Consider the following 14,368-nt stretch of genomic DNA (forward strand, 5'->3'; position numbering starts at 1 on the left):
CGAGAGTACCTTCAGCTGACGGCTTGTCCAGCCAGCTCAATGACCGTCGCCACGTCAGACAGGCCGTAACCGTTGAATTGCGTGCTCATGGCGGAAGAATAGGCGCCCAGTCCCGGGAACAGAACATAGTCCCCGGTCGCCGCATCGCACGGCAGCGGCAAGCCGTCCGGCAGCCGGTCGAGGCTGTCGCAGGTCGGGCCGAACACCACCCGCGGTTTGCGCTCGCCCCGGCGGAGCTTGCCGTCAGCGCCGACAACCTCGACCCGGCCCGGCAGACCCATATCGCGGATATCAACCAGCCCGCCATAGATGCCGTCGTTGAGGAACACCACCTCGCCCGCCTTGCGCATTCCCTTGATGCGCGCCGCCAGGGTGAAGCTTTCGGAGACCATTGCCCGGCCCGGTTCGCAGATCAGCCGGGGCTTGTCCGCACCAAAGGCCGCATCTGCGGCCGCGCCGATGGCAGCAAAGACCTTCTCAAGATCCGGCGCCACGCCATCGCGGTTGGCGGCAAAGCCGCCGCCGACGTTCAGCCGGGCGATCCGGACACCGGCCATATCAATGATCCGTTTGGCGGCGTGGACATATTCAACCCAAGCGCTTTCGTCCTCGCACTGGGTGCCGGGGTGGAAGCACAGCGCCGGGGTCCAGCCGCGGGCAGCCACTTGTTTCAGCAGGTCAACGGCCTCCTCCGGCGCAGCGCCGAACTTGCTGCCGAAGTCATAGGCCGCACCCGCCACGGGCAGGGCAAAGCGCACGGCGATTTCACAGGAGCGCGGCACCGCGTCCAGTTTTTCCAGTTCGCTCAGCTCATCCACCGACCAGCTGGCAACGCCGTATTCTATTCCGGCGGCGATCTCTGCCTCGGAGCGCATCGGGTTGTTGTAATGCATGACCGCATCGGGGCTGGCGGCGCGCACTGCCTCCATCTCAGCGGGCGAGGCCACGTCAAACGCCGTTATACCGGCAGCCACCAGATTGGACAGGACCGCCGGGTGCGGGTTTGCCTTCACCGCGTATGTCACCAGCCCCGGAAACCCCTCGCGGAACCGCCGCGCCACCTCATGCAGGACCCGCGGCGAGAAATACAGGATCGGATGATCCGGCGCGCTGCGGGAGAGGTGGGATTCAGGCGAAAGCCATAGCGGGGGAATCTGCTGCATCGTGTAACCCTCATTCGTTTTACACATTTTCCGAGAATATCTCGTCGATTCCGCCCGTCACATTGCCTATAGTGACGAAATCTTTCGGCAAATCGCAGGACACACATGCAAACCGACGAAACAGATCAGCGGCTTGTCATTCTGCTGCGGGAAAACGCCCGCCGCCCGGTGGCCGAACTTGCCCGCCACCTCGGTCTCGCCCGAACCACCGTGCAGGCACGGATAGAGCGGCTGGAAGCCACTGGGGTCATCGCGGGCTACACGCTTAAATCTTCCGCCGCGTCCCGCCCGCCTTTGCAGGCGACCGTTCTGATGTCGATCGAACCGCGTTCAGGGCCGGAGGTGCTTGCCCGCCTGCGCAGCCTGTCCGGCGTGGAAGTGGTGCACACGACGTCCGGCCGGTTCGACCTGCTGGCGCAGGTGGTGGCGCACAGCACCGCGGAACTGGACGATACCATCGACCGCATTGCCGAGGCCCGCGGCGTGCGCTCTTCCGAAAGCCTGATCCATCTCGCAACCAAGCTGGACCGGACCGGGCAATAGGCATCAGCCGGTTCTTACGTAGTCCAGCAGCCAGTCCCGGAACAGCCTCGCGGCTGGCCGCATGGCGCCGCGGTCCGGGTAGATCAAATGGTAAGCCTCCCGCCCCGGCACTTCGACCTCTGGCAGGCAGCGCACCAGCCCGCTGGCCCTGACCACTGCGTCTGATGCAGGCGCCCGCGCAAGCGCAATCCCCATTCCCTGAGCCGAAAGCTCAGCCGCCATCAGTGAGTTGTCGGCAAAGAAATAGCGTGCCTGCCTGTGGGACAGCCGCAGGTTTTCGAACAGCTGCACCCAGCTGGCCCGGTGGGTGGAGACTTCGATCAGCGGAAAGCGGAACAGATCCTGCGGCGACCGGATCTGCGCAGCAATCTCCGGCGGTGCCACCGGATAGAGCACCTCGCGCAGCAGCTCGTCGCCCTCGGTTCCGAACAGCGACGGATTGCCGAAAACGATCTGCAAGTCTGTGAACTGATTGGCAAAGTCCGCTGCCATATTGCCGGTGCTGAGCGCCAGGCTGACCTGCGGATGCCCGGCTTGGAACTGCGGCAGCCCGCGCGCCAGCACCCCGTGGGCAAACAGCAGCACCGACTGCACGAACAGCCGCTGCTCCCGGCTTTCTCCGAACAGACCGGTGGTGGCGGTCTCCAGCATCAGCAGCGACTGCTGCACCGAGGGCAGATAGGCCCGCCCGGCCTCTGTCAGCGTCACCGCATGGGCGTGACGGTGAAACAGCGGTGTGCCCAGCTGCGTCTCCAGCGCCTTCACCTGCTGGCTGACGGCGGCAGCCGACATGTTCAGCTGCGCCGCCGCACGGGCAAAGCTCTCGGTACGCGCCGCTGCTTCGAACACGCGCAGCCAGTTCAGGGACGGGATCCGGGTCGCCATGCAAAGCAGGCTAAGCAGAACTTAGCCTTACCGGCAAGACATACCGTGCTGGGAAATTCCGCCACTCGCCTAGGGTTCTCTGCAGCAAACACCCCGCCGCCACGGCGGCATATCCACCATCCAGATGAGAGACGAGACATGACAAGTCCCGCCAACACCCCGCGCCCCAAACGGAAGATTTGGAACTTCACCCCGCATCTGCCAATCCAGACCTCCCCCTATTGGGATTGGCCGATGAAACCCCTGGCCTCGATCAGGTACCTGCTGCAAAGCTGGAACCCGCTGGCACTACGGGCGCTCTTGCTGGTGTTTGCGACTATTACCTGGAATTTCTTCACCCCGTCACTGGACCGCATAGCCACCTTCAGCTGGCATTGGGTCGCTGAAATCTGGTTCCGCAATTTCTGCATCCTGATGGTGGTGGCCGGCGGGCTGCACCTGGCGCTGTGGAAGTTCCGGACGCAAGCGGATGAATACCGCTATGACATGCGCCCGATGATGAAGGGCGCCAAGGTCTTTACCTTCAGGAACCAGGTCTGGGACAACATGTTCTGGACCCTTGGGCCGTCGCTTACCTTCTGGACCTTCTGGGAAAGCCTGATCCTTTATGCCTATGCCAACGGATGGGTGACGATGATCTCGCTGGAAGACAACCCTGTCGCCTTCATCCTGATGACCATCTTCATCCCGATCTGGGCAGGCTTCCACTTCTACTGGCTGCACCGTCTTCTGCATGTTGGCGTTCTCTATACAAAAGTGCATGCCTGGCATCACCGCAACATCAACACCGGCCCCTGGTCCGGCCTGGCGATGCACCCGGTGGAGAGCTTCTTCCTGATGTTCGACACGATGATTTTCTTCCTGCTGCCCGGGCATCCGGTTCTGGCAATCTTCCTCCTGTTCCACCACGGCATCGGCGCGCCGACCTCGCATGCCGGGTTCGAGCATGTGAAAATCGGCAACACGGCCAAATTCCTGGTCGGCGATTTCTTCCACCAGCTCCACCACCGGTTCTTCGACTGCAACTACGGCACTTGGGAAACCCCGTGGGACGAATGGTTCAACACCTTCCACGACGGCACCGATGCGGGCAACGAAATGGTCAAGGAACGCCGCCGCAAGATCTGGAACACCGGCTGAACCGGTCAGCTTGCCATAGCACAATGAGTAAAATCGTGCGCCCGGCCCCTACCGCGGAAGCCGCGTCAGCAGGGGCCGGGCGTCTTTGATTGCGGCGCCGCTGCCGGACGCCTGAAACCGGATGCGCCACACCCGGCGGCGCAGCGCATAGTGCAGGGAAAACGCATCCGCCTGCATCCGGTTCCGGAAAATCACGCCCCGGCCCGCGGCGTGCCTGCCCCGGCGCGGCTGGGACTTTCCCTTTGCCGCCCCTTTCGGTAAGGGATAGCCCGACCCGAAATAACACGCACGCAGGATCGAGCGCATGGCGATGGAAAAGACATTCAACGCGGCCGAAGCCGAGAGCCGGCTTTACAAGGCCTGGGAAGAGGCTGGCTGCTTCAAGGCAGGCGCAAATGCCAAGCCCGAGGCCTCCACCTACTGCATCATGATCCCGCCGCCGAACGTGACCGGCGTGCTGCACATGGGCCATGCTTTCAACAACACCCTGCAGGACATTCTGATCCGCTGGAAGCGCATGCAGGGCTATGACACCCTGTGGCAGCCGGGCACCGACCACGCGGGCATCGCCACCCAAATGGTGGTGGAGCGCGAGCTGGCCAAGACCCAGCAGCCGTCGCGCCGCGAGCTGGGCCGCGAGAAATTCCTGGAGAAGGTCTGGGAGTGGAAAGAGAAATCCGGCGGCACCATCGTTGAGCAGCTGAAGCGCCTTGGCGCCTCCTGCGATTTCTCCCGCACCGCCTTCACCATGGCGGGCGCCCATGGCGACACCCGCGTGGGCCACGAGAACTCCCCCAATTTCCACGACGCCGTGATCAAGGTCTTCGTGGAGATGTACAACAAGGGGCTGATCTACCGCGGCAAGCGGCTGGTCAACTGGGACCCGCATTTCGAGACCGCGATCTCCGACCTTGAGGTCGAGAACATCGAGGTTGCGGGTCACATGTGGCACTTCAAATACCCGCTCGCAGGCGGCGCGACCTACACCTATGTGGAGAAGGACGCCGACGGCAACGTGATCCTCGAGGAAGAGCGCGATTACATCTCCATCGCCACCACCCGGCCCGAGACCATGCTGGGCGACGGCGCTGTGGCCGTGCATCCCTCGGATGAGCGCTATGCACCCATCGTCGGCAAGCTGTGCGAAATTCCGGTTGGCCCCAAGGAGCACCGCCGCCTGATCCCGATCATCACGGATGAGTACCCGGACAAGGACTTCGGCTCCGGCGCGGTGAAGATCACCGGCGCGCATGACTTCAACGACTACCAGGTTGCCAAGCGCGGCGGCATCCCGATGTACCGCCTGATGGACACCAAGGGCCAGATGCGGGCCGACGGCGCGCCTTATGCCGAGGCCGCGGGCATTGCCATGGCCGCTGCCAAGGGCGAGCAGACCCTGAGTGAGAACGAAGCCGACGCCGTCAACCTGGTGCCGGACGACCTGCGCGGGCTGGACCGGTTCGAGGCGCGCAAACTGGTGGTCGAGCAGATCACCAGCGAAGGCCTGGCAGTGATGGTCAGCGAGACCAAGACCGTCAAGGGCGAGGACGGCGAGGAGACGCAGGTCACCGAGACTGTGCCGTATGTCGAGAACAAGCCGATCATGCAGCCCTTTGGCGACCGCTCCAAGGTTGTGATTGAGCCGATGCTTACAGACCAGTGGTTTGTGGACGCGGAAAAGGTGGTCGGCCCGGCGCTGGACGCTGTACGCAACGGCGATGTGAAGATCCTCCCGGAATCCGGTGAGAAGACCTATTACCACTGGTTGGAGAACATCGAGCCCTGGTGCATCTCGCGCCAGCTGTGGTGGGGCCACCAGATCCCGGTTTGGTATGGGCCGAGCCTTAAGATCGTTCACGAACCCGGCATGGCGCAGGGCGAAGCTGAAGACTGGGATAACCCAGTAAGCTTTTGCGGTGCTACCTTCAACGAAGTAAAAGAAAGGGCTCAAGCATACTACAATGAGCATTCGCACTTCCCTCTGACAGTTGCAGGTGAAGCAGAAAGCGCTCAAGACGCCATCGCCAAGAATGATGACGGGGATTATTCCGAAGGTGATCCCATTTATCTCTACCGCGACCCCGACGTGCTGGACACCTGGTTCTCCTCCGGTCTCTGGCCGATCGGCACGCTGGGCTGGCCGGACACCACTCCGGAAATGGAGAAGTACTTCCCGACCTCGACCCTGGTGACCGGTCAGGACATCCTGTTCTTCTGGGTCGCCCGGATGATGATGATGCAGCTGGCGGTTCTGGATGAGAACCTGCCGGTCAAGAAGCGCATCCCCTTTGACACCGTCTATCTGCATGGCCTTGTGCGCGACGCCAAGGGCAAGAAGATGTCTAAGTCCACCGGCAACGTGGTCGACCCGCTGGAGATCATCGAGGAATTCGGCGCCGACGCGCTGCGCTTCTCCTCCGCGGCGATGGCGGCCCTGGGCGGCGTGCTGAAGCTGGATATGGAGCGCCTGAAGGGCTACCGGAACTTTGGCACCAAACTGTGGAATGCGGTGAACTTTGCCCATTTCAACAACGTCTATGACGAAACCGTCCCGGCCTATGCCTGCCCGGATGCCAAGGCTGCGGTGAACCAGTGGATCATCGGCGAGACCGCCAAGGTGCGGGTCGAGGTGGACGCCGCACTGGAAGCCTACCGTTTCAACGATGCCGCCAATGCGCTTTATGCCTTTGTCTGGGGCAAGGTCTGCGACTGGTACATCGAGCTTTCGAAGCCGCTGTTCGGCTCCGAGGACGAGGCGGTGATCGCAGAGACCCGCCAGACCCTGGGCTGGGTTCTGGATCAGTGCATGATCCTGCTGCATCCGATCATGCCCTTCATCACCGAAGAGCTGTGGGGCAATACTGCCAGGCGCGAAAGCATGCTGGTGCATCAGGACTGGCCCGCCTACGGCACCGAACTGGTAAACCCAGAGGCCGACGCCGAAATGAACTGGGTGATCACCGCAATCGAGAACATCCGCTCCACCCGCGCGCAGATGCATGTGCCGGCCGGCGCCAAGATCCCGATGGTGGTGACCGAGTTCTCCGACCAAGCGCGCAGCGCCTGGGAGAAGAACGAGGCGATGATCCGGAAACTCGCCCGCATCACCTCGCTGGAGCAGGTGGAGAGCTTCCCCAAGGGCTGCGCGTCGGTCGCCGCCCCCGGCGCCTCCTTCGGCCTGCCGCTGGCGGATGTGATCGACGTGGACGCCGAAAAGGCGCGTCTGGAGAAAACCCTGGGCAAGCTGGCCAAAGAGCTGGGGGGGCTGCGCGGGCGGCTGAACAACCCGAAATTCGCGGCCTCCGCGCCGGAAGAGGTGGTGGCCGAAGCCCGCGAAAACCTCAGCCTCCGCGAGGAAGAGGAAGCTAAGGTCAAGGAAGCGCTGGCGCGGCTGGCCGAACTGGGCTGATCCTGCCTTTGACGATTACTGCAAACGCCCGCCCCTATGGCGGGCGTTTCGCTTTGCCCCGCAGCGCCATGAAACCATTCGGCTTTTCACGGGTACGGGAAAATTCCCGGTATCCGCCCCATTGTCTTTGCAGCGGTTTTGTATCAGCCTGCCCGCAACCATAATAAGACAGGAGGCTGCAGCCCATGCCCGATGGCTCCAGACCCAAGGGATACTGGGTGGCCCATGTGGATGTGCACGACATGGAGCGCTACAAGGATTATATCAACGCAAACGGGCCTGTCTTTGCCGAATACGGGGCTAAATTCCTGATCCGCGGCGGCGGCCGCGAAGTGCGTGAAGGCCAGTTCCGTGCCCGCACAGTGGTGATCGAATTCAAGGATTTCGAAACCGCAAAAGCCTGCTATGATTCAATGGCCTATCAGGACGCCAAGGCGCTTCGCGATCCGGTCTCGGCGGGTGATATGCAAATCATTGAGGGCTATGGCGGCTGACCCCGCCTGCCCTGCTGCTCTGCCTGAGGTCTGCCGATGCCCTTGCTCAAGAAGTTTTTCCAAGCCTTCCGCCCGTCCGAGCCGCCCGCTCTGCCGGATCCGGATGCCGAACTGGCGCTGGGGGCGCTTCTGGTCCGTGTCGCGCAGTCGGACCGGGAATATCAGCTGGAGGAGATCAGCCTGATCGACCGGATCCTGGCCCGGCTCTACCAGCACAATGCGATCGAAGCCGCCAAGGTGCGCGCCACCTGCGAGAAGCTGCATGCGGCGGCGCCGGAGACCGACACCTTCGGCCGCCTGATCCGCGAGACCACCGGACTGGAGGAACGCCTGGCCGCGCTCGATGCGCTGTGGGAGGTGGTGCTGGCAGACGGCAGCGCCCATGAGGGCGAGGTCACCATCGTCGAGGATGCACGCAAGGCCATGGGGCTGTCCTACTCCGACAGCGAAAAGGCCCGCGCCCGCGCGGCAGAAAAATTCGGCGGCACAGCGGAGGGCAGCTGATGTTCAAGGAACTTCTGAACCGGTTGCTGGAACCGGCGCCCGCACAGCTGGACGATGAAGGCGCCCGGCTGGCGCTGACGGCGCTTCTGGTGCGGATCGCCCGCTCTGACCACAATTATTCCGAGGTGGAAAAGGACCGCATCGACCGCATCCTGGCCGCCCGCTACCGGCTGGATACCGGCAGCGCGCTGATCCTGCGCGAACAGGCCGAGGCGATGGAAGCCGAGGCTCCCGATACCGTGCGCTTCACCCGTGCAATCAAGGATGCCGTCGCCTATGAGGACCGCGCCGGTGTGATCGAGGCATTGTGGCAGGTCGCTCTGGCGGACGGGCACCGGGACGCCAACGAGGATGCGCTGCTGCGGCTGTCCGCCAGCCTGCTGGGCGTTTCGGACGTGGACAGCGCCATGGCGCGCAAACGGGCAGAGGCCGCAAAATGATTGCACATCTTGGAATGTACGACCGCCCGGAAACCGCGGCGGCCAACGACAGGTTCTGGGCTGAGATCCGGAAGCATCTGACCGGCGGGCCCGAACAGCTGACCAGAGGCGCCGATTTCTGGGAAGTGTGGAAATCCCCGGACCTCTTGCTGTCGCAAACCTGCGGCTGCCCCTACCGCACCCGGCTCTATGGCGAAGTGGAGCTGGTAGGCACCCCAGATTACGGCCTGCCCGGCTGCCAGCCCGGCTATTACAACAGCGTCTTAGTTGCCCGCAGGGAAGATGCGGGCCAGCCCCTCTCAGCCTTTTCCGGACGTCGCTTTGCCTACAACGAACCGCTGTCGCAGTCGGGTTGGGCAGCGCCGATGGTTCATCTGCATGAGCGCTCCATCCTGCCCGGCACACTGCTGGAAACCGGCGGCCACCGGCTGTCCGCGCAGGCAGTCGCGGAAGGCCGCGCCGATTTTGCCTCGCTCGATGCACTGTCCTGGGAAATGATCCGGGAACACGACGGATTTGCAGCCGGCCTCTGCGAGATCGAACGCACCGAACCCACGCCGGCCCTGCCCTATATCTCAGCCCTCGGCAGGGACGCGGATGAACTGTTCAGCGCAATTGAAGCAGCCATCGGCGGCGTGGACGGGGACACAAGGGCGCAGCTGCACCTGAAAGGTCTGGTGCGGCTCACCCCCGGCGACTACCTGGCGGTGCCAACCCCGCCCGGACCGGTACTGACTGAACAACGCATCCGCGCCGCAGAGCTGACGTAACACCTCTTCCGGAATGGGCCTCCGAACCCGCCGATTTGACACCTGAAGCGCCAGCTTGTGCGGTTTGAACGTTGCATTCGGTCTTTTTTTCGGTCCAATAAGAACGAATTTCCACTCACAGGGACAAAGACACCTTGACCGATACAACGCCCGTTCTGCAAATCCGCGGCCTGCATAAATCCTATGGCGAGCTGGAAGTGATCAAAGGCGTCGACATCACCGCCAGGAAGGGCGATGTGGTGTCGCTGATCGGGTCCTCGGGGTCGGGCAAGTCAACGTTGCTGCGCTGCTGCAATCTGCTGGAGGACAGCCAGCAGGGCGAAATCCTGTTCAAGGGCGAGCCGATCACCTGGACCGGCCAGGGGCTGGCGCGCCGCCCTGCCGACGCCAAGCAGGTGCTGCGCATCCGCACCAACCTATCGATGGTGTTCCAGCAGTTCAACCTGTGGGCCCATATGACCATCCTGCAGAACGTGATGGAGGCCCCGGTCACGGTGCTCGGCCGCGACAAGGCCGAGGTCGAGGAAAAGGCCCGCCACTATCTGGCCAAGGTCGGCATCGGCGACAAATGCGACGTCTACCCGGCGCAGCTGTCGGGCGGCCAGCAGCAGCGCGCGGCAATCGCCCGCGGCCTCTGCATGGAGCCCGAGGCGCTGCTGTTCGACGAGCCCACCTCGGCGCTGGACCCCGAACTGGAGCAGGAAGTGGTCAAGGTGATCAAGGACCTGGCCGCCGAAGGCCGCACCATGCTGATCGTGACCCACGACATGAAAATGGCGGCGGACGTGTCCAGCCACGTGGTGTTCCTGCACCAGGGCCTGATCGAGGAAGAAGGCTCTCCTGACGAAGTCTTTGGCGGCACCCGCTCCGAACGGCTGCGCGCGTTCTTGTCATCGACCCGCCACGAGCAATAATAATGAAATTAATAACCAACCAAAATGGGAGTAACCTGATGAAATCACTGATCCTTGGCACCGCCGCCCTGGCGCTGACCGCGGGCATGGGCCTGGCGGAGACCGTTCGCCTGGGCACCGAGGGCGCCTATGCGCCGTGGAACTTCGTCAACGACGCCGGCGAAATCGACGGCTTCGAGCGCGAACTGGGCGATGAGCTGTGCAAGCGCGCCGAACTGACCTGCGAGTGGGTCAAGAACGACTGGGATTCGATCATTCCGAACCTGGTGTCCGGCAACTACGACACCATCATCGCCGGCATGTCGATCACCGACGAGCGTGACGAAGTCATCGACTTCACCCAGCCCTACACGCCGCCGGACCCGTCCGCTTATGTGGCACAGTCGGCTGACGTGGACCTGGAGAACGGCGTGATCGCGGCCCAGGCCACCACCATCCAGGCGGCCTTCGTGGCCGAGCAGGGCTGGACCCTGGTCGAGTTTGCGACCCCAGAAGAAACCGTCGCGGCCGTGCGCAACGGCGAAGCTGACGCGGTTCTGGCCGACAAGAGCTTCCTCGACACCGTGGTTGGCGACGGCCTGGTGATGCTGGAGAAATCCGAGTCGCTGGGCGGCGGCGTCGGCATGGGCTTCCGTGAATCGGACGCTGAACTGCGCGGCAAGTTCGACGCAGCCATCCAGTCGATGAAAGACGACGGTTCGCTGAATGAACTGATCGCCAAGTGGGAAGTTTCCTCCCAGTGGTAACCTGATCCTGGTTCAGGATCTTGCAGGCCCGCCGCCGCGGCGCGCGGGCCTCATTCATTCTCTTCCAGCGCGCACCGCGCCGGGCACGACCGGAGAAAGACAGGCTCAAACATGTTTTCCTACTGCACGGACCCATCAACGCTTGAGGGGCTGAGCTGGCTCAGCTGCTACCTGACCACCGGCAAGCATGTGAACCTCTACATCTCGGTCTTCGTGGTCTTGACCCTGCTGGCCATCACCGCGCCGACAGCCCTGGTGTTCGGCTTTGGCGCTGCCAGTGCCGCTCGCTCTAAATTCCTGCCGCTGCGCTGGTTCGGCAAAGGCTACACCAGCATCGTGCGCGGCGTTCCCGATATCGCCTTTTTCCTCTTCTTCGTCATCGCGCTTGACCAGGCGTTTGAGTGGATGCGCCACAAGGTGAAATGCCCCGACTGGGACCAGCCGATCCGCCAGGGCATCGACTTTGTGGTCTGCGACGCGGCCAAGCTGCCGCTCTCGACCTCGCCGCAGTGGGTGCATGAAACCTACGGCTTCTTCCTGGCGGTGCTGACCTTCTCCATCGTGTTCGGCGCCTTTGCGGCCAACGTCCTGTACGGGGCGATGCGCGCCGTGCCGCGTGCTCAGATTGAAACGGCTGAGGCCTATGGCATGACGCACCGCCAGGCGTTCTGGCGCATCCTGGTGCCGCAGATGTGGGTCTATGCCCTGCCCGGCCTGTCGAACCTGTGGATGGTGCTGATCAAATCCACGCCGCTGCTGTTCCTTTTGGGGGTTGAAGACATCGTCTATTGGGCCAAGGAACTCGGCGGCACCAAGACTGCGCGCTTCACCGACTACCCGCACCCGAACTGGCATGTTGAATACTTCTTCGCGCTGCTGGTGTTCTACCTCTGCTTCACCAAAGTATCTGAGGTTGTACTGGACCGTGTCATGACCCGCCTGACCAAGGGCCAGGCCACCGCAGCGGGCGAAGCACAAAGAAAGGCAGCGGCATGAGTTGCGTTGAAACCATCCAGGCCTATGCCTTCCGCTCCCTCGGCTTTGGCGAACGGCTGCTGCCGCGCGGCGAATATACCCTGTGCGAGCATTTCACCCTGATCGGATCGGGTCTGATCTGGAACGTCTACTTCGGCGCACTGGCGCTGATGACCGGCTTCTTCCTCGCGGTGGCGCTGGCAGTAGGGAAATCCAGCCCGAACCCTATGTTCCGCAAGCCCGCGGAGTGGTTCATCTTTGTGTTCCGCGGCAGCCCGCTGTTCATCCAGTTCTTCTTCGCCTACGCCTGCTTCCTCAGCCTGAAGGGCGTGTCCGGCTTCTTCGATCCATTCACCTCTGCCTGGCTGGGGGCGCTGATTGTGCTGTTCTGCAACACCGCGGCCTACTCGGGCGAGATCTTCTACGGCGCGCTGCTGTCGATTCCCAAGGGTGACATCGAGGCCGCCGACGCCTACGGCATGACCGGATGGAACCGGTTCCGCCGCATCACCTTCCCAACCATGCTGCGGCTGGCCTGGCCTGCCTATACCAACGAGGCGATCTTCCTGTTCCACGCCACCACGCTGGTGTTCTTTTCAGGCTTCCCGGCCTGGCGGCAGCAGGGCGACGCGCTCTACTATGCCAGTTATTTTGCGGACAAGACCTTCAATCCCTTCATCCCCTACCCGATCCTGGCCTTCTACTTCATCCTGCTGACACTGGTGATCATTTCCCTGTTCGGCGCAGTGAACCGACGGCTGAACCGGCACCTGCCGCAGGAACGGCGGCAAAGATTTCGCTTGCGTCCTAATCTGATCCGGTAGTATCCAATATTTGATCAAATTCAAAACGGCCTCCTGGAAACGCAATCTCAATGCTGTTCCTGATAAATCGGCGGCACCGAGAATTTATGATCAAATAGTGGAACAGGGGGCTTGCCCTACCCTGGCCTGATGCGCAACCCTTTGCGGGACGTGTGCGCGGGCCGCCGGCGCCCCGAAACCGTCAGGTGATTGGATGAAGAACTGGCTCAGGAAAAACCCGCATGTACGCACAATCCGCGTGGCAGCGGCAGACATCAACGGTCAGGCCCGGGGCAAGCGTGTCCCGGCGCGTTTCGCCGACAAGGCGGTTGAGGATGGCACAAGGTTCCCGCTGTCGGTCCTGAACCTGGACATCTGGGGCGAGGACATCGACGACAGCCCGCTGGTGTTTGAAAGCGGCGACGCCGATGGCGTGCTGAAGCCGACCGAGCGCGGCTTTGTACCGATGCCTTGGCTGGACGCGCCTTCTGCCCTGCTTCCGATCTGGATGTACCGCGAAGACGGCCGCGCCTACGAGGGCGATCCGCGGCATGCGCTGCGGGCGGTGGTGGACCGCTACAAAGCGCTGGGGCTGACCCCGGTTGTGGCGGTGGAACTGGAGTTTTTCCTGATCGACGACAGCGGCAAGAACCTGCAGGTGCCGACCTCGCCCCGTTCCGGGAAACGCCGCAAGGCGGCCGAGACCATGTCGATCCGGGCGCTCGACCAGTTCGACACCTTCTTCACGGATCTTTATGACGCCTGCGAGGAGATGGACATCCCCGCCGACACCGCCATCTCCGAGGCAGGCCTGGGCCAGTTCGAAATCAACCTGATGCACGGCCCGGACGCGCTGCGCGCTGCCGACGACGCCTGGCTGTTCAAGATGCTCGTCAAGGGCCTGGCCCGCCATCACGGTTTTGCCGCCAGCTTCATGGCAAAGCCATACGAGGATTATGCCGGCTCCGGTCTGCACACCCATTTCTCGGTGCTGGATCAGGACGGTAACAACATCTTTGACGATGGCGGCCCCAAGGGTACCGACGCGATGCGCCACGCCGTCGGCGGCTGCCTCAGCGCAATGAACGATTCAACGCTGGTCTTTGCCCCGCACGGTAACAGCTATGACCGGATGGTGCCGGGCGCCCACGCCCCCACTGGCGTCTGCTGGGCTTATGAAAACCGCACTGCCGCCATCCGCGTGCCCTCCGGCAGCCACAAGGCGCGCCGGATCGAACACCGCGTTGCGGGCGGCGACGTGAACCCCTACCTGATGCTGACCGCAATCCTGGGGTCCGCGCTGTACGGCATTGAGAACAAGATCGAGCCCCCGGCGCCAATCACCGGCAACGCCTACGCGCTGGACCTGCCGCAGGTTCCCAACACCTGGAAGGATGCCATCGACGCCTTTGAGGGATCCGAGGTGGTTCCGCATTTCTTCTCGGCGGAAATGATCCGCAACATGGTCCTGACCAAGCGGCAGGAGCTGCGCTACATGGAAGAACTCACCCCGGAAGAGCGGGTGGAGATCTATCTGGACACGGTCTGACACCGGCCCTTGCCCGCCGTCCCAGCGGCGGGC

General features: G+C 62.8%; 14 protein-coding genes. 12 read left to right on the top strand and 2 right to left on the bottom strand.

Features of this window, described 5'->3' with window-relative positions; all coding sequences use genetic code 11:
* Positions 1-11: 11 nt before the first annotated feature.
* The gene (locus tag KUV26_RS04815; protein WP_222507541.1) at positions 12-1,163 is read right to left on the bottom strand and encodes a type III PLP-dependent enzyme; all 1,152 of its coding nucleotides are present in this window, start codon (positions 1,161-1,163) and stop codon (positions 12-14) included.
* 105 nt (positions 1,164-1,268) lie between these two features.
* On the opposite strand from KUV26_RS04815, the gene KUV26_RS04820 reads away from it, so the two are divergent.
* Positions 1,269-1,706 (top strand): Lrp/AsnC family transcriptional regulator, encoded by a 438-nt coding sequence (locus KUV26_RS04820; RefSeq protein WP_222507542.1) that lies wholly within the window; start codon positions 1,269-1,271, stop codon positions 1,704-1,706.
* Between the two features lie 3 nt (positions 1,707-1,709).
* Here KUV26_RS04820 and KUV26_RS04825 read toward each other — a convergent pair whose 3' ends face one another.
* The gene (locus KUV26_RS04825) at positions 1,710-2,591 is read right to left on the bottom strand and encodes a LysR family transcriptional regulator (protein WP_222507543.1); all 882 of its coding nucleotides are present in this window, start codon (positions 2,589-2,591) and stop codon (positions 1,710-1,712) included.
* A 138-nt stretch (positions 2,592-2,729) separates the two neighbouring features.
* Here KUV26_RS04825 and KUV26_RS04830 point away from each other — a divergent pair, with 138 nt between their 5' ends.
* From KUV26_RS04830 to KUV26_RS04880, 11 genes are all read left to right on the top strand, one after another.
* Positions 2,730-3,731, top strand: a complete 1,002-nt coding sequence (locus tag KUV26_RS04830) for a sterol desaturase family protein (RefSeq protein WP_222507544.1) — start codon at positions 2,730-2,732, stop codon at positions 3,729-3,731.
* 304 nt (positions 3,732-4,035) lie between these two features.
* On the top strand, positions 4,036-7,140 hold the full coding sequence (locus tag KUV26_RS04835; protein ID WP_222507545.1) for a valine--tRNA ligase: 3,105 nt from the start codon (positions 4,036-4,038) through the stop codon (positions 7,138-7,140).
* Between the two features lie 185 nt (positions 7,141-7,325).
* Positions 7,326-7,634, top strand: coding sequence for a DUF1330 domain-containing protein (locus KUV26_RS04840; protein WP_222507546.1), 309 nt, complete (start codon positions 7,326-7,328; stop codon positions 7,632-7,634).
* A 42-nt stretch (positions 7,635-7,676) separates the two neighbouring features.
* Positions 7,677-8,138, top strand: coding sequence for a TerB family tellurite resistance protein (locus tag KUV26_RS04845; protein WP_222503200.1), 462 nt, complete (start codon positions 7,677-7,679; stop codon positions 8,136-8,138).
* Positions 8,138-8,578 carry a TerB family tellurite resistance protein gene (locus tag KUV26_RS04850; RefSeq protein WP_222502886.1) on the top strand — a complete coding sequence of 147 codons (441 nt, stop codon included), beginning with the start codon at positions 8,138-8,140 and terminating at the stop codon, positions 8,576-8,578. Before KUV26_RS04845 ends, KUV26_RS04850 begins: the two co-directional genes overlap by 1 nt.
* The gene (locus KUV26_RS04855; protein ID WP_222507547.1) at positions 8,575-9,348 is read left to right on the top strand and encodes a phosphate/phosphite/phosphonate ABC transporter substrate-binding protein; all 774 of its coding nucleotides are present in this window, start codon (positions 8,575-8,577) and stop codon (positions 9,346-9,348) included. Before KUV26_RS04850 ends, KUV26_RS04855 begins: the two co-directional genes overlap by 4 nt.
* A gap of 134 nt (positions 9,349-9,482) precedes the next feature.
* Complete coding sequence (locus KUV26_RS04860) at positions 9,483-10,262, top strand: ABC transporter ATP-binding protein (RefSeq protein WP_222502884.1); 780 nt, start codon at positions 9,483-9,485, stop codon at positions 10,260-10,262.
* Between the two features lie 38 nt (positions 10,263-10,300).
* On the top strand, positions 10,301-11,008 hold the full coding sequence (locus KUV26_RS04865; RefSeq protein WP_222502883.1) for a transporter substrate-binding domain-containing protein: 708 nt from the start codon (positions 10,301-10,303) through the stop codon (positions 11,006-11,008).
* 111 nt (positions 11,009-11,119) lie between these two features.
* Positions 11,120-12,004 (top strand): ABC transporter permease, encoded by an 885-nt coding sequence (locus tag KUV26_RS04870; protein WP_222507548.1) that lies wholly within the window; start codon positions 11,120-11,122, stop codon positions 12,002-12,004.
* A complete protein-coding gene (locus KUV26_RS04875) occupies positions 12,001-12,807 on the top strand; it encodes an ABC transporter permease (RefSeq protein WP_222507549.1) in 807 nt (268 codons plus the stop codon). Before KUV26_RS04870 ends, KUV26_RS04875 begins: the two co-directional genes overlap by 4 nt.
* Before the next feature lie 193 nt (positions 12,808-13,000).
* Entirely contained in the window at positions 13,001-14,335 is a 1,335-nt protein-coding gene (locus KUV26_RS04880) for a glutamine synthetase family protein (protein WP_222507550.1), read from the top strand.
* Positions 14,336-14,368: the final 33 nt, after the last annotated feature.

The organism is Leisingera daeponensis (assembly GCF_019801465.1).
Classification (GTDB): domain Bacteria; phylum Pseudomonadota; class Alphaproteobacteria; order Rhodobacterales; family Rhodobacteraceae; genus Leisingera; species Leisingera daeponensis_A.